Annotated in this window: 21 protein-coding genes; 12 read left to right on the top strand and 9 right to left on the bottom strand. The window is 71.9% G+C overall.

Translation table 11 applies throughout. The features are described 5' to 3' along the window. Positions 1-191 precede the first annotated feature (191 nt). Together ACPU2J_RS30015 and ACPU2J_RS30010 are read left to right on the top strand one after the other, a co-directional pair. On the top strand, positions 192-467 hold the full coding sequence (locus tag ACPU2J_RS30015) for an isoamylase early set domain-containing protein (RefSeq protein ID WP_389811189.1): 276 nt from the start codon (positions 192-194) through the stop codon (positions 465-467). Between the two features lie 53 nt (positions 468-520). After that, the gene (locus ACPU2J_RS30010; RefSeq protein ID WP_420078795.1) at positions 521-877 is read left to right on the top strand and encodes a hypothetical protein; all 357 of its coding nucleotides are present in this window, start codon (positions 521-523) and stop codon (positions 875-877) included. Positions 878-1,144: 267 nt separating this feature from the next. Here the strand turns inward: ACPU2J_RS30010 and ACPU2J_RS30005 are convergent, their stop codons facing one another. Next, positions 1,145-2,683 (bottom strand): pyridoxal phosphate-dependent decarboxylase family protein, encoded by a 1,539-nt coding sequence (locus ACPU2J_RS30005; RefSeq protein WP_423834423.1) that lies wholly within the window; start codon positions 2,681-2,683, stop codon positions 1,145-1,147. Between the two features lie 892 nt (positions 2,684-3,575). Here ACPU2J_RS30005 and ACPU2J_RS30000 point away from each other — a divergent pair. Beyond that, complete coding sequence (locus ACPU2J_RS30000; RefSeq protein ID WP_423834422.1) at positions 3,576-3,881, top strand: hypothetical protein; 306 nt, start codon at positions 3,576-3,578, stop codon at positions 3,879-3,881. A 27-nt stretch (positions 3,882-3,908) separates the two neighbouring features. Here the strand turns inward: ACPU2J_RS30000 and ACPU2J_RS29995 are convergent, their stop codons facing one another. Together ACPU2J_RS29995 and ACPU2J_RS29990 are read right to left on the bottom strand one after the other, a co-directional pair. Then, positions 3,909-4,883 (bottom strand): right-handed parallel beta-helix repeat-containing protein, encoded by a 975-nt coding sequence (locus ACPU2J_RS29995; RefSeq protein WP_423834421.1) that lies wholly within the window; start codon positions 4,881-4,883, stop codon positions 3,909-3,911. Positions 4,884-5,862: 979 nt separating this feature from the next. Continuing rightward, on the bottom strand, positions 5,863-7,740 hold the full coding sequence (locus ACPU2J_RS29990) for a PAS domain S-box protein (protein ID WP_389811172.1): 1,878 nt from the start codon (positions 7,738-7,740) through the stop codon (positions 5,863-5,865). A gap of 566 nt (positions 7,741-8,306) precedes the next feature. Between ACPU2J_RS29990 and ACPU2J_RS29985 the strand changes: the two genes are divergently transcribed. Continuing rightward, positions 8,307-8,492 (top strand): hypothetical protein, encoded by a 186-nt coding sequence (locus ACPU2J_RS29985; RefSeq protein ID WP_389811169.1) that lies wholly within the window; start codon positions 8,307-8,309, stop codon positions 8,490-8,492. 872 nt (positions 8,493-9,364) lie between these two features. Here the strand turns inward: ACPU2J_RS29985 and ACPU2J_RS29980 are convergent. Continuing rightward, positions 9,365-10,330, bottom strand: coding sequence for a pirin family protein (locus ACPU2J_RS29980; protein WP_420078799.1), 966 nt, complete (start codon positions 10,328-10,330; stop codon positions 9,365-9,367). A gap of 104 nt (positions 10,331-10,434) precedes the next feature. Here ACPU2J_RS29980 and ACPU2J_RS29975 point away from each other — a divergent pair, with 104 nt between their 5' ends. The 7 genes from ACPU2J_RS29975 to ACPU2J_RS29945 all read left to right on the top strand — a co-directional run bounded on the left by ACPU2J_RS29975 (position 10,435) and on the right by ACPU2J_RS29945 (position 15,268). Beyond that, on the top strand, positions 10,435-10,794 hold the full coding sequence (locus tag ACPU2J_RS29975; protein WP_361606008.1) for a tetratricopeptide repeat protein: 360 nt from the start codon (positions 10,435-10,437) through the stop codon (positions 10,792-10,794). 102 nt (positions 10,795-10,896) lie between these two features. After that, the gene (locus tag ACPU2J_RS29970; protein ID WP_423835026.1) at positions 10,897-12,141 is read left to right on the top strand and encodes a methyltransferase; all 1,245 of its coding nucleotides are present in this window, start codon (positions 10,897-10,899) and stop codon (positions 12,139-12,141) included. A gap of 28 nt (positions 12,142-12,169) precedes the next feature. After that, positions 12,170-12,937 carry a MerR family transcriptional regulator gene (locus ACPU2J_RS29965; protein WP_420078801.1) on the top strand — a complete coding sequence of 256 codons (768 nt, stop codon included), beginning with the start codon at positions 12,170-12,172 and terminating at the stop codon, positions 12,935-12,937. Positions 12,938-13,044: 107 nt separating this feature from the next. After that, positions 13,045-13,674 (top strand): DUF6230 family protein, encoded by a 630-nt coding sequence (locus ACPU2J_RS29960; protein WP_423834420.1) that lies wholly within the window; start codon positions 13,045-13,047, stop codon positions 13,672-13,674. Continuing rightward, positions 13,665-14,138 (top strand): DUF6114 domain-containing protein, encoded by a 474-nt coding sequence (locus ACPU2J_RS29955; protein WP_365071195.1) that lies wholly within the window; start codon positions 13,665-13,667, stop codon positions 14,136-14,138. The genes ACPU2J_RS29960 and ACPU2J_RS29955 overlap by 10 nt, the downstream gene beginning before the upstream one ends. Next, positions 14,135-14,785 carry a hypothetical protein gene (locus ACPU2J_RS29950; protein ID WP_423834419.1) on the top strand — a complete coding sequence of 217 codons (651 nt, stop codon included), beginning with the start codon at positions 14,135-14,137 and terminating at the stop codon, positions 14,783-14,785. The genes ACPU2J_RS29955 and ACPU2J_RS29950 overlap by 4 nt, the downstream gene beginning before the upstream one ends. A gap of 171 nt (positions 14,786-14,956) precedes the next feature. After that, positions 14,957-15,268, top strand: coding sequence for a DUF2087 domain-containing protein (locus tag ACPU2J_RS29945; RefSeq protein WP_420078803.1), 312 nt, complete (start codon positions 14,957-14,959; stop codon positions 15,266-15,268). A 7-nt stretch (positions 15,269-15,275) separates the two neighbouring features. Here the strand turns inward: ACPU2J_RS29945 and ACPU2J_RS29940 are convergent, their stop codons facing one another. From ACPU2J_RS29940 to ACPU2J_RS29925, 4 genes are all read right to left on the bottom strand, one after another. Then, positions 15,276-16,982, bottom strand: a complete 1,707-nt coding sequence (locus ACPU2J_RS29940; RefSeq protein ID WP_423834418.1) for a hypothetical protein — start codon at positions 16,980-16,982, stop codon at positions 15,276-15,278. 58 nt (positions 16,983-17,040) lie between these two features. Next, a complete protein-coding gene (locus tag ACPU2J_RS29935) occupies positions 17,041-17,580 on the bottom strand; it encodes a hypothetical protein (protein WP_423834417.1) in 540 nt (179 codons plus the stop codon). A gap of 181 nt (positions 17,581-17,761) precedes the next feature. After that, on the bottom strand, positions 17,762-19,189 hold the full coding sequence (locus tag ACPU2J_RS29930) for a dihydrolipoyl dehydrogenase family protein (protein WP_423834416.1): 1,428 nt from the start codon (positions 19,187-19,189) through the stop codon (positions 17,762-17,764). Between the two features lie 41 nt (positions 19,190-19,230). Then, entirely contained in the window at positions 19,231-19,647 is a 417-nt protein-coding gene (locus ACPU2J_RS29925; protein ID WP_423834415.1) for a thioredoxin family protein, read from the bottom strand. Positions 19,648-19,943: 296 nt separating this feature from the next. On the opposite strand from ACPU2J_RS29925, the gene ACPU2J_RS29920 reads away from it, so the two are divergent. Next, a complete protein-coding gene (locus ACPU2J_RS29920; RefSeq protein WP_420078808.1) occupies positions 19,944-21,200 on the top strand; it encodes an MFS transporter in 1,257 nt (418 codons plus the stop codon). A 48-nt stretch (positions 21,201-21,248) separates the two neighbouring features. On the opposite strand, the gene ACPU2J_RS29915 is transcribed toward ACPU2J_RS29920, so the two are convergent. Continuing rightward, a complete protein-coding gene (locus tag ACPU2J_RS29915) occupies positions 21,249-22,133 on the bottom strand; it encodes a helix-turn-helix domain-containing protein (RefSeq protein ID WP_361606041.1) in 885 nt (294 codons plus the stop codon). Between the last annotated feature and the right edge of the window lie 67 nt (positions 22,134-22,200).

The following is a 22,200-nucleotide window of genomic DNA, read 5'->3' as shown; positions in this document are numbered from 1 at the left end:
CGTCACCGCGCTACCGCGGACGCTTGCCCAGGATCGTGCGCCCAGCCACTCACTTCCGAGTCCCGTACGGCCCTGGGGAGATCCGGCCGGGTGACCGGCACACCCGCTCCGGCGCGCATGCTCCGGAGCCGGCCCACGAGTGCGCGAGGATGCACGGACCCTGCTCCCCGCCCCTTCGAAACTGGATCCTCATGCTGGAACGTAAGCAGCTCAAGGGCCGTACCCAAGTCACCTTCGTCCTCCCGGAGAACACCCCGGAGGGGCCCGTGAGCGTGGTCGGGGACTTCAACCACTGGAATCCCGCCGCCCATCCGCTTGAACCGCGTGGCGACGGTACCCGCGCGGCACGCGTCTCCTTGCCGGCGCACAGCCGGCACTCCTTCCGCTACCTTGCTGCCGGTGACTACTGGTTCGACGATGAGCAGGCCGACGGCCACGACGGTGCCAACAGCCGCCTTCACACCTGACCGACACCCCCACCATCAGGTTCGGCAGAGTGACCGGGCTCTAGAGTCGCCCCATGAACGATCAGGGCGAGGGGCTGCTGGCCCGTGTCCGCGAAGTGCTTTCCGAGGCTGGATTCGAGAAGATCGCCACCGGTGCTGAAGGCGTACACCTCATCAGGCATGCTCGCGGCGTCATGGTCGGCTGGCTGCCTGAAGAGATCACCCAGACCCTTCGACGGCGCGGACCGCGCCGGAGTCGTCGACCAGCGCCACGCGACCTTCACGGGCTCCGGCACGCTTTCGGCCTGGCCATGGCCGCAGCCCTCCGCGCGGCGGGACTCGTCGTCGAGACCCGAGGTGACGACTGGATCCTCGTTCTGGACCACGCGGCCGACGACGCTCCGCCTCAGACTGCCGGTCCGGCAGCCTGAGCCAGCGGCCGACACGGACGCCCTGGGGCGTGACTCGTGGGCCTGGCACGTTGTCACCGTGCCGTCACCCCCTACCTCGAACCGGTTGCAGACCCACCTGGTCGAGCGGGGGTGGTTCCCGCCGAAGCTGATGTCCAAGTCTCGACACCGGAAGGCTTCCGCCGTTGCTTCAAGCTCCAGCAGACATTGCCGAGGTTGTTGGTGGCCATCGGAAAGTCCAGGCCGGTGGCCACCAGGAGGTTCCTCGAATTGCATGACGCAGGGTGACTAAGTCTGACGTTCGAACGGGGTGCCTGAGGAGTCGGTGGTCCGGAGATGGTCGACGGCGGCCTGGACTTCCTGGAGGAGGGTGTCCACGTCGTCGGTGGTAGTGAGGTAGTTGCAGACGCAGGCGCGCAGGACCGTTTCGCCGTCGTGGCAGACGGTGGCGAGATAGGCGTGGCCGCGGGCCTGGACGCGTGCGGCCACCGCCGTGTGCAGGTCCGCTCGCGCATCCCGACGTCCTGTGTCGGGGCTGTCGGTCAGGCGGAAGCAGACCACAGGCAGTGGGCCGTCGGTACACAGTTCCAGTCCGGGGTGCTCCTGGACGCGTTGGCGCAGGTGCTGGGCGAGGTCCTGGTAGTGCTGGAGGAGGGCGATCACGCCGGAGCGGCCGAGCTGGCGAAGGGTGGCCCAGAGGGTGAGGGCGCGGGTGCCGGGACGGGTGAGCTCGATCGTGTAGTCGGACATCCAGGGCCAGTCCTGGTCGCCGTCGAGGTAAGAGGCGCGGAAGGTGAACGCGTCGCGCAGCCGGGAGGGGTCGGTGACCAGGGCGGCGCCGCAGCCGACTGGGACGGACAGGGTCTTGTGCGGGTCGACGGTGAGTGAGTCGAGGTCGGAGACGCCCCGGTAGAGGGGGGCCAGTTCGGGGACGAGGGCGCCGAGCCCGCCCCACGCGCCGTCGGCGTGGTGCCACAGACCCTGACGGCGGCACACGCCGGTGATCGCCTCGATCGGGTCGACGGCGCCGCTGGCGGTGCTGCCCAGGTTGGACACGACGCAGAACGGCAGCAGTCCGTTCACGCGGTCGGCGTCGATCATCTCCTCCAGGGCCTCGACGTCCATGCGCCGCTCCGCTGTGGTGGGCACCGCGCGCAGCCTCCACGGCGGCAGGCCGATCACGGCGGCGGCCTTCGCGACCGACATGTGGGCCTGGTCGCTGTGGTAGGCGGTCAGGCGCGCGTGAGCCTGGTCGTAGGCGGGGCCGTCGGTGGCGCCGTTCTGGCGCAGGAACCAGGTGCGGGCGGCGCCCAGGCAGAGCAGGTTGGCCATCGAGCCGCCGCTGGTCAGTACTCCGCCGGTGGTCGGTGCCATGCCCGCCAGCGAGGCCAGGTCGCGCACCACTCCGCGTTCGAGGTCCATCAGGGCGTGCTCGCCCATGCCGCAGGTCGCGTTGACCGCGGCGGCCAGCAGTTCCGCGATCACCCCGGCCGGGGACGGCGGTGAGTTGATCCAGGCGAAGAAGGCGGGATGGCCGTTCCCGGTCGGGTACGGGGCGATCGCCTGGTCGACGAACTCCAGCAGGGCGCCGAGGTCCTGGCCCTCCTGCGGCAGCGCCCCGGCTGCCAGGGCCTGCCGGTGCGCCGGCGGGATGGGTCGGGCCACCGGATGCTCGTTGATCTGCCCGAGGTAGTCGGCGACCCAGCCTGCCGCGGCTGCCAGTTCGTCGCGGAACACCTTCGGGTGCACCGCCAGCGGCCCGGTGCTGCCACCGGCCTCCAGCTGGGCCGAGGGCAGGCGGGACGGAGGGCTGGTATTCGGCGGCATCGGACAGTCGCACCTTCGCTCAGGATGTCGGCCGGACGGCCATGATCCACAACGACTGCCGCCCGGGGCGGTAACGGTCCTGGCCCACCCCCGGTCCAACGGCCCGACTCCGGAACTCGCCGGACCGGAGGCCGACGCGGCCCGAACGGTCCCCGGCGCAAGAGCCCCGACGGCGACCGGAACTCATCACACACTGTCACCTGATAAACATCCGCCTGGAGTCGTCGTGGCCACCAGCCCGCACCATGCTGGCCACCAGCCGGGAAGATCCGCTGGCCACTGACAGAGGTGACAGGGGTTGAGGAACATCGGGACCGGGTGGCCTTGGTTCCTCATCCCCCAAGACCTGGAACGTGGTAGGGGTGTGTCAGGAGGCTGAGCGGCGGTACATCATGTGCGGTTCTCCTCCGAAGCAGACCGCGACTGGTGTCTCCGTCATGGTGATATCGGAGACTTTCTGGGCGCCGGCCCATGAGCCGTTGAACTCGGCGCTCCAGAGGGAGGCGTCGCTGCTGCGGAGGAGAAGGGTCATCGCGGCGCCGTTGCCGGCGAGCGCGGGAGCGTGGGAAGCGCGCTGGTTGGGGCTGGGACCATTCGTAGTCGAGCGACGACAGACCGATACAGACTGCGGGGCGTGGGACAGTGGGGGCGCCAAAGCACCCGACCGGCCACAGAAGGGCCTGAAACGCTTGCCTGGGGACGGTCGTGATGACCATTCACCGCTGCCGTGCGTGCCACGGTGTGGGCAGTCCGAGCAGGATCTGCCCGCCGGCTTCCGCAGAATCGATCTGGCCGATCTTGGATTCGGCGGGCGCTGATCTGGAGCATACGCAGAGCGCCGTGGCTGCGGGCGGCGTCCGCGTAGCGGCTGCCACCCTCCCCGAGGGCGTCGATGTCCCACATCCCGACTGCGGCGATCATCCCGAACAGACTCCAGCGGATCGCCCCGCTCTCCTCCGCCCCGGGGCGCCTCATCGTCGCCAGCGCGGCCTGGAGGCTCGGCGCGGCTGCCGTTGGTCGGCGGCGAGCAGGCTGCTGCCACCGGCAGGAGCAGGTCCGGCACCGTGAGGAGGAGGCGTACGGCACCGTCCCGGCCCAGCATCAGACGAGCCGGCCCGCGCAGCCTCTCGGCATGTGGGCCGAGCAGGCACCCCGCCCCAGCACCGACCAGAACGCCGAGCTGGGGCCTGAAGGGTAGCTGCGGCGTTCAGGGCCGGCGCCGCGGTCAGTTCACGCAGCCTGAAGGAATGAAGCGACTGCCCCGGCAGTTGGTCGGCGTGTTGTCAATGATCCGGGAACGTCGGGTCACCCACTGGGTGTCGGTCCACACGCCTCCCGGAGCGACGGTGGCAGAGTTTCCGGCGATCCGCGTGTTCGACAGAGTGACGTTCCCACCCTGGTTGTAGACTCCCCCGCCCTGGGCCGCACCGCCGGTCACCGTGTTGTTGCTGCCCGAAGTGTCCTCCAACCGGAGCGGACCGTAGTTGTAGATGCCTCCGCCCCCTGGCTGGGTCGAGATGACACCAGCGGTATTGCGGTCGATGGTCGAGCCGGTGATTTGCAGATCGGCGCCGCTGTAGATGCCGCCACCGCCGTCACCCGACGTCGCGGAGTTGTCATCGACATGGCTGTCTCGGACGACGGCGGTGCCTTCGCCGAACTCCAGGCCTCCTCCCTCGAAGCCCGCCACGTTGAACCGGATCGCGGACTTGTTGATCGTGGTCTTGGCTGCGCTGCCGAACTGAACCAGACCGGCCCCGAACGTGGCTTTGTTGGCCGCCAGTTCAGAGTTGTTGATGGTGGCGGTACCGAGTACGGCCACGCCTCCGCCGTTGCGCTCGGAGGAGTTCTGGCTCACCCGGCTGTGTTCCAGTTTCAGACGGCCCCCGGCCTGGACCAGAATTCCCCCACCGAGCTCGGGCTGCCCGGTGATGCTCCCGCCCTTGACCGTCAGTTTGCGCACTTCCAGGTTCCCGCCACTGGCCACGTCGAGGATCCGGAACGGGCCGGATGCCGACGGGTCGCGCTGAATCGTGGCGCCGTTGCCCAGGACGGTGATCCGCTTGGTGATGGCCGGCAGTCCGTCCTGGCCGGCATAGGCCGTGGTCAGATGGCAGGTGCACTGCGAAGCCAGTCTCAGCCTGGTGTCGTTGCTGCTGTTCGCGGCCTGGATTGCGGAGATCAGGGGGCTGTGTCGCAAGGTACTTGTACGCTGCCACCTTGCCGGCCGGATGCCGGGTCTGCCGCAGCATGCGCACCGGTCAGGGAAAGGACAAGGGCAGCTCCACCGAGGCAACAAGCGGCTTGCTGGGTGAGGGCGGCTCGTTTGGGCACAGCGGTTTTCCTTCCGGCGTGGGGAGCATCGAAGCGCGGGACGCCGAGTCGCCCAGCTTCCTTGAGAGATGCCGCCCCAGGGTGCGGCCACGCCCGGCCCCGGTTGCCTATCCCCCTCCAGCAGGACGGATGTCCGGCGCGGGCTACTCCACCCAGCCGACGCCATTCCCCCACCGCGCGCTGAGAGCCACGGCGGGATCCCTTCATCCAATCGGGTGCGGCGTTCGGTATGAGATGCCGGCAGGCGGCTGTCTCAGTCGTCACCGGATCCCTGTTCGGGCCACAGACGGCCGGACCACTGGGGCTCGACGCCCTTCCGTTCCCTTTCCCACGCCCGCCCGCTGCGGGCTTCGACGATCCGCAGGCGTGCGCGGCCCCGAGCGCGATTCGGGCCGAGGCTGCGGTGCCGAGGCAGCATCAGGCAGTAGATGGAGTTCCTCGACCACACCCTGCATGCCATCACGAGCAATCCCATCACCGCCACGCCCCTGGCGCGCATCGAACCCGAGGGATCGGGTCGGCGACTCCACTGGAGTACCGCAGGCCATATGCCACCGCTGCTGATCGCCCCTGACCTGCCGGTAGTCGTCACCGGGCTGGAGATCCCCGAAGTCCTCCGCTGTTCGCCACTGTCAGGTTCGACAGCCGGCGAGCCTCGGGGGTCCGGCCAGTTTACGTACCGAAGACCACGAGCGGGCCACCCGCGGCTTCGGTACCGGGCCCTGGACGACCGGCGCGGGCTCCACGATGCCTGGAGCCGTGCCCCACATCACCGGCACGCACGCACGCGCTCGCGAACCGGTACCGGCCGTGCTGAGCGCACATCTGGCGGCCGCGACCCCCCGTCAACGACGTGGGGTGGGCAACGGCAGGGCAAACCAGACGGCCTTGCCCTCCGCTGTCGGGAGGGTGCCCCAGGAGCTGGCCATGGAGTCCACGAGGAGCAGGCCTCGGCCCGATTCCGCGTCCGGTGCGGCGAAGCGGGCCTGGGGAAGCACCGGGCTCCCGTCGCAGACCTCGACTCCCAGCTCCCGTCCGGCCTGCCGCAGCCGGAGTCGGAGAGGGCCGCGGCCGTGGCGCACCGCGTTGGAGAGGAGTTCGGAAACCAGCAGACAGGCCGTCTCTCGCAGCTGTTCGTCGTCCTTGCCCCACGCGGTCAGTGTGGAGCGCAGGAACCGGCGGCCTTCACCCACGCTGCTCGGATCCGCGTCCAGGACCACGGTCCGCGAAGTGGCCGGGATCTCCGGGATGCGCACGAGCAGGAGGGTGACGTCGTCCGGGTTGTCGTCGATGTCCGGCAGGAGCTCGCCCAGCAGCCGGTCGGCTGCGGCTTCCAGGGATCCGGTCGTCGCGAGGCTCTTCTCCAGCACAGCGGCAAGCCCGTCGACCTGCCCTTCGATATCGCTTCCCGGGGTCTCCACCAGTCCGTCCGTGTACATCGCCAGCACGGAGCCGGGCGCGACTCGGTGCCGGCTCTCGTGGTGGGGTACCTCGCCGACCCCGAGCGGAACGCTCACGTCCGCCGGGAGCCGGGACACCTCGCCCCCGGGGCCGGCCAGCAGGACGGGCAGGTGTCCGGCCGAACAGACGGTGACCTCGGCCGCGTCGGCGTCGACGACGAGGTAGCAGCAGGTGACGAACTGGTCCGGGAGTTCACTCACCACGGCGTCGAGGGCGCGCATCAGCTGCCAGGGTGGCATCCCGGTCTTGGCCAGGGCGTGGGAGGCGGATCGCAGCTGCCCCATGACAGCGGCGGCATCCAGGCCGCGTCCCATCACATCACCGATCATGACGCCGACGCGACCACCGCCCAGGGGGATCAGGTCGAACCAGTCACCACCCACGCCGGCACCCTGCCGGGCCGGGAAGTAGCGACTGGCCGTCGACATCCCCGGCACGTCGGGCGGTGAACCCATCAGACTGCGCTGGAGGGTGAGGGCGACATGACGCTGCTGCTCGTAGAGCTGGGCGAGCGTCTCCTCGGCGGCCTTGCGTTCGGTGACGTCGCGAATGGCCGCGGAGACCAGGGTACCGTCAGGGGTCTCCAGGGGGCTGAGACTGATCTCGACCGGAAACTCGCCCCCGTCCCGGCGCAGCCCGTGCAGTTCCAGGCCCGCACCCATCGGCCGGACCTGCCGGTCGACGAAATAGCCCTGCCGGAAGTCGGCGTGGCGGCCGCGGAACCGGTGGGGTACGAGCACCTCGACGGCTCGCCCCAGCAGGTCCTCTCGGGCGTAGCCGAAGAGCGCCTCGGTCTGGGCGTTGACCAGCTGGATGGTGCCCCTCTCGTCGACGATCACCATGGCGTCGGGCGCCGACTCCAGCAGGGCCCGGAAGCGCGCATCGGCGGCTCTGCGCTCACTGACGTCCCGTACGGCCGCGGAGATCAGCAGGCCTTCGGTCGTCTCCAGCGGGCTCAGGCTGATCTCGACGGGGAACTCACGCCCGTCCCGGCGCAGCCCGTAGAGCTCCAGGCCCGCTCCCATCGGGCGCACCTGGCGGCTGGCTGCGTAGCCGATCCGATGGCTGGGGTGCTGGCCGCGGAAGCGCTCGGGCACCAGGACGTCGATGGAGTGTCCCAGGAGTTCCTCGCGGGGGTAGCCGAACAGGGCTTCGGTCTGTGCATTCACCAGACGGATCACCCCGGCGTCGTCCACGATGACCATCGCGTCCGGTGCCGCTTCCAGGAGAGCCCTGAAGGGCTCTTCGGTCGTCGCTGCCATGCTGCGCCTCGCACTCCCCGGATCCGGCAGAAGGGGACATCCGACCACGTGGCCGGAAACAGCGCCCTGGATTGACCGGGATTCATCCACAGTTGACCGGCTGTGAGCGTGATGGCTTGCACCGGCGGGCCCTGCCCGAAGCGCATCCCACTACCGCTTTTGCTGCGAAGGGTATGGGGTCCCGTCGACGTCTCCTCCGGGCAAGCGTCAGCCGGCCCCGTACCGCGTCGCGGCGAGCCGGATCTCCTGCACGGCGGGCCCGCTGCTCCACCAGCAGCATCGCGCCGACCCCGGCCTCCCGCCCCTGACGGTGGATGCGCAGCCGCAGACCGTCGGCGATCACGCGCAGCTCCGACCGAGGGGGCGGAGCACGACGACTTGGGGCTCGGTACTCGAAGCAGTACTCATGGTGGGACGCCATGGACGCCATGGCCTGCGGGACCCGGTTCGAGGCGGACCTACGTCTACTCCCCGCGGATCTGATGGGGATACTGATCAGCCGCGGACGCGGGCTCCGGCCCGCAGACCGCTCGCGCTGACCGCGACACCCACACCAAGGAGCCCACGTGCGCACACACCAAATCGGCATGGCACTGACCGCGATCGGCGCGGTCGTCACCGTGGCAGGCTCCGCGATGTTCGTCCTCCCCGGCCCCGGCCTGCCCGTCCTCATGCTCGGCCTGCCGCTCCTCGTCGCAGGCATCGCCACCACCGCCCTCGGCCGCAAGCAGGCACGGATGCCGCGCGACTGAGCACGGCAACGGGATTACGACTGGCCTGCCGTCCCGGCCGCGGATCCCCCCGTTGGCCCTGTACCCACGGCGCGGGGCAGCGGTCCGGCGAATACTCGGAGGGCGAAGCCGCGGTTCACTGACCGGACTCGGTGCGTGGTGGAACGCGAGGCCACGGCCGGACAGCAGGGAGCTGAAAAGCGAACTGTCTACCCACGACGGGACGGCCCTGGACTGCTAACTGCGGGACGCCTTGCACACGGTGAGTAGTAGTCGATGTCGGTGAACTCGCCCCGGAGCGGGGAGGCGGGCCGCGGGGAGAGGACCCCAAGCGGACAAAGGCCGGTCAGCGTCACCATGTTGGCGAGCTTGCCGTGCATAGTGATGCGGTCCTTGGAGATGACGACGGCACGGATGTCGGGGCGCCCGACCTGGTACTACATGGCAGGCCTGGAGCAGCCAGTCACCTCGGATCCGTAGGCCTCCGGCGCACGCACGACGTTCCGTCACAGCCTGGCGGAGGGGGCTGGGACAGGCAAGGGCGTTGTCACTTGCGCACAAGTTCCGCCACTCACGCTTCATCCACGGATCGAACGCCCTGGCCGGGTCCGAGGGAACGATCGTAGGAGCCGACGGCGCAGCGGCGACGCACACTGCCCTTCGCAGGCAACCGGACTCGGCCAGCCGGCGGCCAGATCTAACTACTCGTCAGTAAAGTCAGCAAAAGGTCAGCATTCGTTCGACCAAACTTGGTGACAGCCTGCGACACATGAGACTCGACCGTCGGCGTCGAAGGCTCTCGCACCAAGTCCGGCGGCCTCCCCTACGAAGCCAAAAGCGGAGGGCCGGGAGCAAGCACCGCACCCGACCCTCGCCCGACACAGACCAGCAGGTCAGCGCACTCTTCCCCTGGCTTTCAGGTGCGTCGGCGGGAGTTCGGGAGCCGGAATCGGAGGGCCGTCGTAGCCCTTGACCTCGCCGAAACGGGACCCGTTCATCCAGTCTTCGCGGGCCTGCGCGATATCATCGTGTGACCGTCCGATCCAGTTCCAGAACATCACGATCTCCTCCTCGAACGGCTCGCCGCCCAGGAGCATCAGGCCCGCGTCCGAGGCGGCCCGCAGGGGGAGTTCGGTGCGGCCGCAGCCGAGGTAGAGCATCGAGCCGGGCAGGACCGGGACGCCGTCCACGTGGGCCTCGCCCGACATCGACAGGACCGCGTACTCGAAGTCGGGGTCCAGCGGCAGCCGGGTCTCGGTGCCCGCGGCGAGGGCCAGGTCCGCGCCCACGATCGGGGTGTACGCCGTGCCGGGCGAGGTCGCGGTGTCGAGGGTGCCCAGGATGACCGTCGCCGTCAGGCCGGGGGCCGTGACCCGCGGGAGGTCGGCGTGGTGCTGGAAGTGCGGCTCGACGTGCCGGTGGGCGTCGGGCAGGGCCACCCACAGCTGCGCGCCGTGCAGGAGACGGGCGTGCGGGCGGGGGCTCTCCTCCGAGTGGCTGATGCCCCGGCCCGAGGTCATGAGGCCCAGTTCGCGCGGGCGGATCGTCTCGAGGCTGCCGACGCTGTCGCGGTGCAGCACCTCGCCCTCGTGGAGCCAGCTCACCGTCTGCAGACCGGAGTGCGGGTGCGGCGCGACCTGCATGCCGGGCTCGTCGGCGATGTCGTCCGGGCCGTAGTGGTCGACGAAGCACCAGGCGCCCACCATGCGGCGGCCCAGGTTCGGCAGGAGGCGGCGCACCTCGGTGGACTCACCCAGCTTGACCGTGCGCGGGCTCAGGAGCTCGCGCACCGGTTCGGCCACGACGAACCCGCGGCCACCGCAGGTGGACAGGGCGGGCTGGCGATCGAGATTGCTCATGTGCACAACGTAGCGGGAGGCGGGCGCCGCGTTGAGCGGAATGTTCGACTGCCCGTGCGTGTTGGAGGCGACGGACAGCACACCCGAACGGCGGAAGGGACGCGATGACCGCGCCGACGACGTACTTCGAGCACGGGACGGCAGCCGAGCGCTGGGCGCGCGCCCGGCTCTTCTTCGAAGCGAAGGAGTACGCCACGGCCGCCCGCATCCTCGGCCCGCTGGCGGGCGAGGCCCCCGAGCAGCTGGCGCCCCGCCTGCTGCTGGCCCGTGCCTACTACCACTCCGCCCAGCTCTCCCGCGCCGAGCAGGAGCTGCGGGGCATCCTGGAGCGCTGGCCCGTCGAGGACTACGCCCAGCTGATGCTCGGCCGCACCCTGGAGCGGCTGGGGAGGGCCGCGGAGGCCCGTCCGTACCTGCGGATGGCCGCCGCGATGGCGGGAGAGTTCCAGGACCAGGACGACTAGGACGTCTCCCTCGGATTCCCGTCGGCTCGGCCGGCACCGTCCGGCCCCGCGCGTGCGGGTCCGGGCGGCCGTCTCGGTTAGCCTGGGGTCACGATGAACCGTCTGACCACGCCTTACGGCTCCTACGAGCTCACCCGCTTCCCCGAGGACCCGCGCGACCGGCTCCGTGCCTGGGACGCCGCCGACGAGTACCTGCTGCGGCACCTGCACTCCGGCACCGGGGAGCGCGGCCCGGTGGACCTGGCCGGCGCCGGGCAGCTGACCATCCTGGGCGACCGGTGGGGAGCGCTGACGACGGCACTGGCCGCCTACCGGCCGACGCAGATCACGGACTCCTACCTCTCGCGGGCCGGTACCGCGGCGAACCTGGACCGGGCCGGCATCGGCACGGCCAAGGAAACGGTGCGGCTGCTGACCACGCAGGACGCCCCGCCGGAGCGGATCGACGTACTGCTCGTACGGGTGCCCAAGAGCCTGGCGCTGCTGGAGGACCAGCTGTACCGGCTGGCCCCGCACGTGCACGCGGGCACGGTCGTCGTGGGCACGGGCATGGTCAAGGAGATCCACACCTCCACGCTGAACCTCTTCGAGCGGATCCTGGGCCCGACCCGGACCTCCCTCGCAGAGAAGAAGGCCCGGCTGATCTTCTGCACGCCGAACGCGACGACGCGGCGGGACGCCGATCCGTGGCCGGTGACCTACACGCTGGACGAGGAGGCGGGGTCGGGCGCGGGCCTGACGGCCGTCAACCACGCCGGGATCTTCTGCGCCGACCGTCTCGACATCGGCACCCGCTTCTTCCTGCAGAGCATCCCGACGAACACCAACGGCGCCCGGGTCCTGGACCTCGGCTGCGGCAACGGCATCGTCGGCACGGCCGTGGCCGTCGCCGACCCCGACGCCGAGGTCGTGTTCACGGACGAGTCGTACCAGGCCGTCGCCTCGGCGAAGGCCACCTTCCGCGCCAACGTGCACCGCGAGCGCGAGCGGGCCGACTTCTTCGTGGGCGACGGCGCCGCCATGCTGGACGCGGGCTCGGTCGACCTGGTCCTGTGCAATCCGCCCTTCCACTCCCACCAGGCAACGACGGACGCCACGGCGCTGCGGATGTTCGCGCAGTCGCGCAAGGTGCTGCGGTCCCGGGGCGAGCTGTGGGTCGTCGCGAACCGGCACATGGGCTACCACACCCACCTGCGCCGGCTGTTCGGCAACAGCGAGGTCGTGGCGAGCGAGCCGCGCTTCGTGGTCCTGCGCGCGGTCAAGGAGGACCGGCCCCGTCAGGAGCGGCCGCAGGACGACGACCGGTACCGCGACCGGCCGCGTCAGGATCGTTCGCGAGGTATGTGACCTGCCGGTACGTCCTACACTCTGGCGCGTGGGAAGCCAGGTGGAGGACGGGAACAGGAGCGGGAGCGGGAGCGGCGCACGCTACCGCCGCGAGGACGTGGCCCGCGCGGCCGGCGTCAAGGTGCGCAACCTGCGCTACTACCAGGAGCGCGGGCTGCTGCCGCCCCCGCGCCGGGAGGGCCGGATCGCCTGGTACTCCGACGACCACCTCACCCGGCTGCGCCTGATCAACGATCTGCTGGGCCGCGGGTACACCGTCAACGGCATCGGGGAGCTGCTGCAGGCCTGGGAGGAGGGTGGCGGCCTGTCCCAACTGCTGGGCCTGGAACGGGAGATGACCCGGGACTGGGTGCAGGACGAGCCGGTGACCCTGACCCGGTCCGAACTGCGCGAGCTGTTCGGACCGACGGCGACCGCCGCGGACACCCGGCGGGCGGCGGAGCTGGGTTACGTGACGGTCGAGGGCGACCTGGTCACCTACCCGAGCCGGAGGCTGCTGGAGGCGACCCTGGCCCTGGTGCGCCAGGGGGTGCCGCTGGCGGAGATCCTGGACGCCGGGGAGTTCGTGCAGACCCAGGCGGCCGCCCTCGCGGACCGGTTCGTCGGACTGTTCCGACGGCATGTGATCGGCCTCGAGGGGCTGGAGCGACTTTCGGCCGCGCAGCTCCAGCACATCACCGCGGCCGTACGGGCCCTTCGGCCGGTGGCCGGCGAGGTCGTGACCACGGAGTTCGCCCGCGCGATGGCCCGGCGCGTGGACGCCGAGGTGGCGGAACTGCTCCGTACGGACCAGTAGGAGTCGGCTCAAAGGCCACGCTCGCGCAACCTTGCCAACCACCATTGGCACTCTTACATTCAACTCGTCGGTAACAACGGTGCACAGCCGAAATAAGGGACGATCCCATGACCGGTTCCCCCCATTTATCCGACGAGCACAGTGACTCGGGCCGCGTGCGCTGGCGCCGGTTCGCCGTCCTGACCGTCCCCGCCGTCGCGGTGACCGCGGGCCTCGGCATCGCCCTCTCGCAGGGGGTGCTGGCCGCCTCGTTCGCCGTGTCGGGACAGCAGTTCAAGGTCTCGGCCAGCAGCCTGGAGGGCGAGGGCTTCGCGCAGTACGGCGGCGTCGACGTCAACGCGCGCGACGAGCTCATCCCGGTCGCCGTCACCGCCATCCGGGAGGCGAAGCTCAACAAACTCTGCCAGTCGGTGATCACCACGCTCCCGGTGATCGGCGACATCTCGCTCAACCTCACCGCGGGCAAGAAGACCCCGGTCGAGGCGAGCAACCTCTTCGTCGACGCCACCCAGCTCTCCGGTGACGCCGTCTTCACCAACATAGAGATCGGGCGCGACGCCTCCACCCTGGACAAGGGCCCCGCCGAGGCACAGGGCATGCAGGACCTCTTCGCCCAGCAGGCGGACACCGTCCGCATCACGGGCCTCCAGCAGACGGCCTGGGCGACGAACGCGGGAACCTTCAAGCTCTCCGGTCTCAGCATGAACGTCAGCAAGGGCAAGAAGGAATGCTTCTGAGCCGCCGTCAGGGGCGGCAGCGCTGGCGGCGGTGGCGGCGCAGCAGGCCCTTCTGGGGCGGGCTGTTCGCCGTCCTGGCCGGGGCGTGGATCTGCGTCCTGCCGCTGGCACCGTTGAAGATCATGCTCCAGCAGGGGGTGGCGGGGATCCCGTCCGTCCTGATGGGCATCGTCATGGTCGTCCTCGGCCTCACCGTCTGGTTCTCACCGCAGCAGCGCGCTCTCGCGGGGGTGCTCACCACCCTGATCGCCACCGCGGCGCTGGTGCTGTCGAACCTGGGCGGGTTCCTGATCGGCACCCTGTTCGGCATCGTCGGCGGCGGCCTGATGTTCGCCTGGCAGCCGCACACCGCCCGGCACGGCACCGGGAGCACGGGGTCCCCCACGGCCCCGAGCACCTCCGCACCCGAGTCCGCGCCCCCTCCCCCCACCCCGAACCGCGATCCCCAAGGAGCACAGCCATGAGCCGCACGCGCACCGCGCTCGCCCTCGGGACGGCCGTCGCCGGAGCCATCACGCTCGCCTCGGTCACGGCGTCAGCCGCCCCCCTGCCCGTGGCCGGGTCGACCGTCGTCACCCCGGCCGGGCACACCTTCAAGGCCGTCCTCAGTGGGAAGGCCACCCTCAAGGCCGGATCGGTCACGGTGACCTGCTCGGTCTCCGTCGCCACCGGCTCCGTGCCGGCCGCCCCCGGCAACAGCAACCCGGCCGGTCCGGTGTCCTCGCCCATCTCGGCCCCGACGTACAGCTCGTGCACCGCCAGCCTGCCGGGGGTGACCCCGACGGTGACCACCAGCGGCGCCTGGTCGGTGTCGATGCAGAACGGCTCCCCCGTCACCGCGACCATGACGGTGCCGCCCGGCGGGCTGGTCCTCAAGACCACCGGCCTGGCCAGCTGTACGGTCACCACCGCGCCCACGGCCGCCGCGAACGTGGGCGGCAGCTGGACCAACGGGGCCCCGTCGAGCCTGACCTTCACCAACGCGACGGTGCCGGTCAAGGTCACCGGCGGGTTCGGCTGCCCGACGAGCGCGACGACGTCCACCTTCAACGCGGTCTACAAGGTGAGCGACGAGACCGACCCGGCGCAGAACATCACGGTCGGTCCCTGACCGCGGACCCGCCCGGCCCGCGCGGACCGCCCCGGCCCGCCCGGTTCCTGACGCTACGTCGGAGCCGGGCGGGCCGGTTCGGTGAGCGGCCGGGCGGGGCAGGGCGGTCCATGCAGGCAGGGCGGGAAAACCCGTTGCCGGGCGGCGGGTTCCGGGGAGAGGCTCGCAGTCATGTCACAGAGCACCGAACTCCCAGGACACACCCCCCTCGCCGGACCGGCCCGCCGGGACGTGTCGGACCTCTTCTCCGGCGGGCGCCTGACCGTGATCCCGCGCAAGGCGGCCCGCCGCGAGCAGCTCCTCACGCACCTGGCGCAGACCCTCTTCGCGACGGACCGTGCGTACACCGAACCCGAGGTGAACGACGCGCTGCGCACCGTGCACGAGGACTGTTCGGCGCTGCGGCGCTACCTCGTCACCTCCGGCCTGCTCACCCGCACCCGTGACGGACGCAGCTACCGCCGCGCCACCACCACCGCGTAGGGGGTTCTCACACCGCGCCCCGGCGCCTGGTGCGGCGTACGAGGATCCAGCCGGCGGCGGTGAGCAGGACGGCCGCCCCGGCGAACGGGGCCGCGGCGGCGCCCGTCGACGCGAGCGCACCGCCGGCCGCCGTGGGGCCCGTGCCGGCACCCGTACCGCCTGTCGTACCGCCCACCGTGCCCGCGGCGGTACCGCCGTCCGCGCTCCCGGTCGCGCCGGAGCCCCCGGTGACCGACCCGGTGGAGCCCGCTCCGCCCGTTGCTCCCGGGCCGGACTCGCCCCCGCCGGGTGTTCCGCCGCCCGGTCCGCCGCCCGCCGGGGTGACGGTGAGGGTGGCCGCGGTGGTGCGGGCCGTGCCGGCGCCGTTGCTGAACTCCGCCCGGTAGCTGTGGGAGTCGTCGGAGGCCGCGGCCGTGAAGGTGTGGGTCGGTGAGGTCGCGCCCGGCACGGTCCGCCAGGTCCGGCCCGCGTCCGTACTGACCTGCCAGGCGACGTCGGGGGCGGGAGTGCCCTCGGCCCGGGCGGTGAGGGAGACCGCGGTGCCCGCGGCCACCGAGACGTCCAGGGGGTTCAGGGTGATCCTCGGTGAGGTGGCCCGTTCCAGCCGGGTGATCGCGCCGGCCGCCGGGTCCGACACGAACACGGTCGCCCCGCCGGGTGCGACGGCCAGCGCGGCTTCGCCCGACTGGGCGTGGTTGCCCGGGAGTTCGACGCGCGGAGCGGCCTCCCGGAGGTCGCCGGTGCGGTGGACGGTGAGGCTGCCGTTGTTGTCGCTGCCCGGCTCCGAGGTGTCCCCCGTGTCCTGCCAGACGACGAAGGCCTGGTCCGTGGCGGCGTCGAACTCGGCGGCGCGGGGCATGTCGGTGCCCTTGATGACGTCGAACCGCCGGCCCGCGGCGTCGTGGACGACCACGGAGGTGTCCAGCCCGACCCACACGGCACCGGTCTCGGGATCCACCTCGGTGAAGCCGCCGAAGCCCTCGCCCGCGGGGAGTTCGACGGTCGCCGCGACCGTGAAGGTCGCGGTGTCCACCCGGTACATCCTGCGGTGGGCGACGTCGGTGAACCAGACCGTGCCGCGCGCCGGGTCGTGCGCGAACTCCTCGCCGCCCTCCAGCGTGACGGAGCGCCGTACGGCGGCGGTGGCGATGTCGACCTCGGAGAGCACGGAGCCCTGGGCGACCAGGACCGTGGCGGGGGTGGTGCCCGGTGCGGCATCGGTGACGGCCCCGCCCGGTACCCACGCGCCCGCCGCCGCGGCGTCGCCGTCCTTGGCGGTGCCGATGCCGCGCAGCGGGTAGACGAACACCGCGCCGTCCCCGGGCAGGGGGGCGACGAGCCTGCGCACGGCCCGCCGGCCGAGCGTGCCGGTCGGTCCGGGTGCCCGGTCGACCGTGCTGCGCACCTTCCCGTCGGCGGGGTCCAGGACGTGGAGCCCGCCCTCGTCGGTCCCGGCCGTGCCGGGGAGGTCCTCCGAACCGACGTACAGGTGGCGGGAGTCGGGATGCAGGAGCAGATCCCGGGGCTTTCCCGCCGTGGTGAACCGGGCGATCGGCCGGTAGACGGCCGTGCCCTGCGGTACGTCGGCACCCCCTCCTCCGGCGACCGGTACGGGGCTCGCCGCGGCCGCGGAGACGAGCAGGAGCGCGCACGCCGCGGCCGTGGCGGCAAGGGCGCCGGCGCGGCCGGGGAGGAGGGGGTGTCGGGGTGTCATCGCTTCCTCGTCTGCGGGAACGGGCTGTCCTGGGGTCCGGCTTCCGAGCGGAGACGGCCTAGTTGAAGGTGACCGGCACGTGGACGTCGTACTTGCGGTTCGAGGAGTTGAAGTGGTCGGCGCGGGTGACGACGGCGCACTGGACCGTCTCGCCGCAGATCTGACCGCCGCCGAGGTCGGCCTTGACGTGGATGGTGACGGAGAAGCTGCCGCCGGGGCCGTACTGGGAGGTGTTGGCGAGGGTGCCGCCGAAGGTGTTGTTGATCCAGTGGGAGGCACCGGTGGTGCCCGCCTGGTCGGATCCGCCGAGGCAGGGGGTGGGCTTGGCGGCCCCCTGGGCCCCGTTGACCGCGCAGAGGCCCACGTAGACGCCCTTGCCGGTGTTGAAGCCGCTGCCGCTGACGGTGATGTTCTGACCGGCAGCGGCGGCGGTGGACGGCGCGGTGACGCTGAGGGTGTAGGTGGCCCCGCCGTCGGTGACGGTGCGCGTCGAGGTGGCGGCCGAGGCGGAGTCGGCGGTGGCGACCGCGAGCAGGCCGGCGGCGGTGACGGCGACGGCCGCGCGGGCGGCGGTTCGGGGCATGGTGGCAGCGCGCATGACGGTAACGCCCTTTCAGGCAGGGGGAGTCGAGAAACTCAGGTAAGGCTAACCTAATCTCGATCAAGCGTGCACGGCTAGTTCACGCCACGTCACACGCAGAAGGCCACGTCACACGCAGAAGGCCCCAGGCGTACCTGGGGCCTTGCGGAGGGAACAGCCATCGAGGGCTCGTGCGCGGTCAGCCCCGGTAGGCCTCCAGCAGGCGCAGCCAGAGCTCGCTGATCGTCGGGAACGCCGGTACCGCGTGCCACAGCCGCGCGATCGGCACCTCCCCCACGACCGCGACGGTCGCCGCGTGCACCAGCTCGGCGGCGCCCGGTCCCACGACGGTCGCCCCGAGCAGGACCTCCCGCTCCAGGTCGACGACCATGCGGGCCCGCCCGCGGTAGCCGTCGGCGTACAGCCCGGCACCGGAGACCTTGGACAGGTTGTAGTCCACCGCGCGCACCCGGTGGCCGGCCCGCTCCGCCTCCGCCAGGGTCAGCCCCACCGCGGCCGCCTCGGGGTCGGTGAAGACCGCCTGCGGGACGGCCCGGGTGTCCGCGGTCGCCGCGTGCGCACCCCACGGGCCGGTGTCCGCCGTCCCGCCCTCCGCGCGGGCGACGATCGCGGCTCCCGCGATCCTGGCCTGGTACTTGCCCTGGTGGGTGAGGAGCGCCCGGTGGTTGACGTCCCCGACCGCGTACAGCCAGTCGTGCCCGGGGACCCGGCAGGACTCGTCGACCTCGATCCACTTCCCGGCGGGCAGCCCGATGGTGTCCAGGCCGATGTCGTCGGTGCGCGGCGCCCGGCCCGTGGCCATGAGCAGCTCGTCGCCCTCCAGGCGCTCGCCGCCCTTCAGGACCACGGTGACGGGTCCGGTCGGTCCGTCCCGTACGACCGATTCGACGGCCACCTCCGTACGGACCACCGCCCCGGCCGCGCGCAGCGCGTCGGCGACGAGTTCCCCGGCGAAGGGCTCCATCCGTGGCAGCAGGCCGGTGTCACGGGCGAGGAGGGTCACCTGCGAGCCGAGCGACTGCCAGGCGGTGGCCATCTCGCAGGCCACCACGGATCCGCCCACGATCAGCAGCCGGCCGGGGGCCTGCTGGGCCGAGGTCGCCTCGCGGCTGGTCCAGGGGCGGGCCTGCGCCATGCCCGGCAGGTCGGGCACCACGGCCCGGGTGCCGGTGGCGACCACCACCGCGTGCCGGGCGGACAGCACGTGGTGCTCCCCCTCCCGACTGGTCACGGCGACCTTGCGGACGCCGTAGAGGCGCCCGTGGCCGCGGTAGACGTCGGCGCCGGTCGAGTCGATCCAGTCGATCTGGCCCTGGTCCTTCCAGTCGCCCACCCAGTGGTTGCGGTGCGCCAGCACCGCCGCCGTGTCCAGGGGACCCTGTACGGCTGCGGCGAGGCCGGGCACCCGGCGGGCGTCGGCCCTCGCCAGCACGGGGCGCAGCAGCGCCTTGCTGGGGACGCACGCCCAGTACGAGCACTCGCCGCCGACCAGTTCGCTCTCCACCAGGGCGGTGCTCAGCCCGGCGGCGCGGGTCCGGTCGACGATGTTCTCGCCGGCCGGCCCCCCGCCGAGCACCACGACGTCGTACTCCACGGCTTCAGTCATGCGGCCCAGTCTCACCGCTCGTCCGTGGCCGCGTCACGTATTCAGGCCCCCGGCGTGCCGGAGTCCGGTCCGTCACCGCCCTGTCGGCCCCGGGAGTCCTGCTGCGACGCGGCGATCCTGGCGCGGACCTCGTCCATGTCGAGGGCGCGGGCCTGTGCGATGAGATCGGTCAGGGCCGCCTCGGGCAGTGCGCCCGGCTGGGAGAAGATGGCGACCTGGTCCCGGACGATCATCAGGGTGGGGATCGAGGTGATCTGGAAGGCTCCGGCCAGCTCCTGCTGCGCCTCGGTGTCGACCTTGGCGAAGAGCAGGTCCGGGTGGGCCTCGGAGGCCTTTTCGTAGACCGGTGCGAACTGCAGGCACGGCCGGCACCAGCCCGCCCAGAAGTCGATGAGCACGAACGGGTTCTCGCTGACCGTCTGGTCGAAGTTTTCCTTGGTGAGTTCGACGGTTGTCATGCTGTGGGCCTCCGACGTGCGTAGATGGCGGAATCCCGGCTGATCCCCGGGACGGCACGGGAACGCTGTGGCGCGTCATCGCGAGCCTAACGCGCCCGTCGACCCGGACGGCGGCGTCGCGAGCCCCGCCCCGCGAACCTGTGACTGCCGGTATCAGGACCAACGCCTGTCTGGCTGTGCCCGGCGGCGGGCGAAACCATGGCCGGGCGGGGCGGCGGGTGTGCCCGGCCCCGCTTCCCCTTCTCCCCCGGCCCGCGGCCGCAGGCCGGCGGCCCTCCGAAAGGCTGTGATCCCTCGTGAGTTCGAGCGGACAGCAGGACGCGTTCGCCCGGTGGCGGTACGCGGGTGTCTTCCTGCTCCTGTTCCTGTTCGGGACGGAGACCTTCCTGGTCTCCCCGCTGCTGCCGACCATGGCGGAGGACATCGGCGTCTCGGAGGCCGCCGCCGCCCAGAGCGTCACCGCGTACGTCCTCGTCTACGCCGTCACCGCGCCCTTCCTGGGGCTGCTCAGCGACCGGTTCGGCCGGCGGCGGACCCTGATCGCGGGCACCGCACTGTTCCTGCTGGCCAACGCGGCCGCCGCCCTGTCGACCGGTCTCGCCCTGCTGATCGTGTCGCGGGCGCTGGCCGGGCTGGCAGCCGCCGCCGCGGGTCCGGCGATCTGGGCGCACATCGCCGAGACCGCCCCCGAGCGGGTGCGGGGCCGGGCGCTCGGCCTCGGCATGGCCCTGTTCTCCTGCGGCCAGGTCGTCGGCGTGCCGCTCGGCGGGCTGCTGGCCGGTGTGTCGGGCTGGCGGTCGGCGTTCCTCGCGCTCGCCGTGGGCACCGCCGCGGCCGTACCGCTGCTGCTGCGCCAGGTGAGCGGCGGCCCCGTCCCCAAGGCAGCGGCGGCGGACCGGGGGGCACTGGGCGCCGTACTGGCGGCGTGGGGCCATCCCGCGCTGCGCAGGGCCCTCGGGGTGAACACCGTCTTCCACGCGGCCAACCTCGGCGCCTACACCTTCCTCGGGGTGCTGCTCGTCGACCGGTTCGACCTGTCGGTGTCCGCGCTCGGTCTCGTCGGCGTCCTGGTCGGCGCGGGCAGCGTCGTCGGCTCGCTGCTGGGCGGGCGGCTGGGCGACCGGGCGCGGGCCGCGGGCCGCGGTCACCTGCCGCTGCTGCCGTTCTGGGGGCTGCTCCTCGCGGCGGGCATCGCCCTGACCGCCGTCGGCCCCGGCATCGTGCTCGCGCTGCTCGGCGTGACCCTCTGGTTCGTGGCGAGCGGCGGCTTCGTGATCGACCAGCAGACCCTGGCCGGCACCGCCGCCCCCGATCTGCGGGCCACCTCCAGCGCCTGGCTGACCTCCACGATGTACGCGGGCACGGGGCTCGGTGCCTGGGCCGTCGGCGCCTTCTCCGGCCCGGGCACCGGCACGCTCGTCATCGGGGCGGGCCTCGCCCTGCTGTCGGTGCCGGCGGCGTTCGCCGTGAGCGCGGGGCTGCGCAGGACCGGAGCGGCTCCGGACCCGGCTCCCGCCCCGGGGAAGGAGACCGGGGAGCCGGCGCTGCCCTGAGGCCCTGACCCGAGGCCCGGCCCTGCCCTGCCCTCCGCCGAAGCGCCCTCAGCCCGCCGCGCGTTCGTCCGCGTCCGGGTCCACCGGCTCCACCGCACGCAGCGGCCGCTCGCACAGCGCCGTCATCCGCTGCCGGTCCCGTTCGCTCGACGGTGTGAGGACCAGGACCAGGGCGGACGGATCGTCCACCGGGTGGAAGGAGGACAGCGACAGCAGGACCGGCGCCGAACCGGGAGGCCGGACCGTCACCGTACGGGCCGTCAGCTCCGCCACCGAGTGGCAGCCCCACCAGTGGCGGAGCTCCGGCGCGTCCTCCTCCAGCCGGTCGTAGAGCTCGCCGGTGCGCGGATCGGCGAGCGCGGGACCGGCCTGCGCGCGGAAGTGCTGGAAGATGTTCATGGCCAGCGGCTCCCAGTCCTGGAGCACCGTCCGCAGCCGCGGATCGGCCACCATGAGCCACATCAGGTTGCGCCGGTCGGCGGGGACCGTTTCCGGACTGCCCCACAGGGCGCTCCACGGCGCGTTCCAGGCGAGCAGGTCGAAGTGGCGGTCGAGCAGCACCGCCGGGCTGGCCGGCCAGGAGTCGAGGATGGGCCGTACGGTCGCGGCCAGGCCTTCCGGGCCGTCGTCGGCCGCGACCGGTTCGTGATAGCCGGCGAGCCGCATCGCGTGCCGCAGCCCGGCCGCGTCCAGCCGCAGCGCCCTGGCGACCGAGGCCAGGACCTGGCGGCTGGCGGTGACCCGGCCCTGTTCCAGCCAGGTGTACCAGGCGAGGCCGACACCGGACAGCGAGGCGACCTCCTCCCGGCGCAGTCCGGGCGTGCGCCGCCGCGCGGTGGCCGCGAGGCCCACGTCGGCGGGCTTGAGCAGCTCGCGGTGGGCCCGCAGGAAGGCGCCCAGTTCCTGGCTGGGGCCGGGGACCGGAGTGGACATGGTGACAGCTCCTCGCCTCGCACGGTCGTTGGGCGCACGGGTGCGGGGCGCCCCCGCGAGGGGCGCC

It is taken from the genome of Streptomyces manipurensis (genome assembly GCF_049570255.1).
In the GTDB taxonomy this organism is placed as follows: domain Bacteria; phylum Actinomycetota; class Actinomycetes; order Streptomycetales; family Streptomycetaceae; genus Streptomyces; species Streptomyces manipurensis.
Note: the sequence above shows the minus strand (reverse complement) of the source record. Positions and strands in the feature narration are given on the sequence as shown.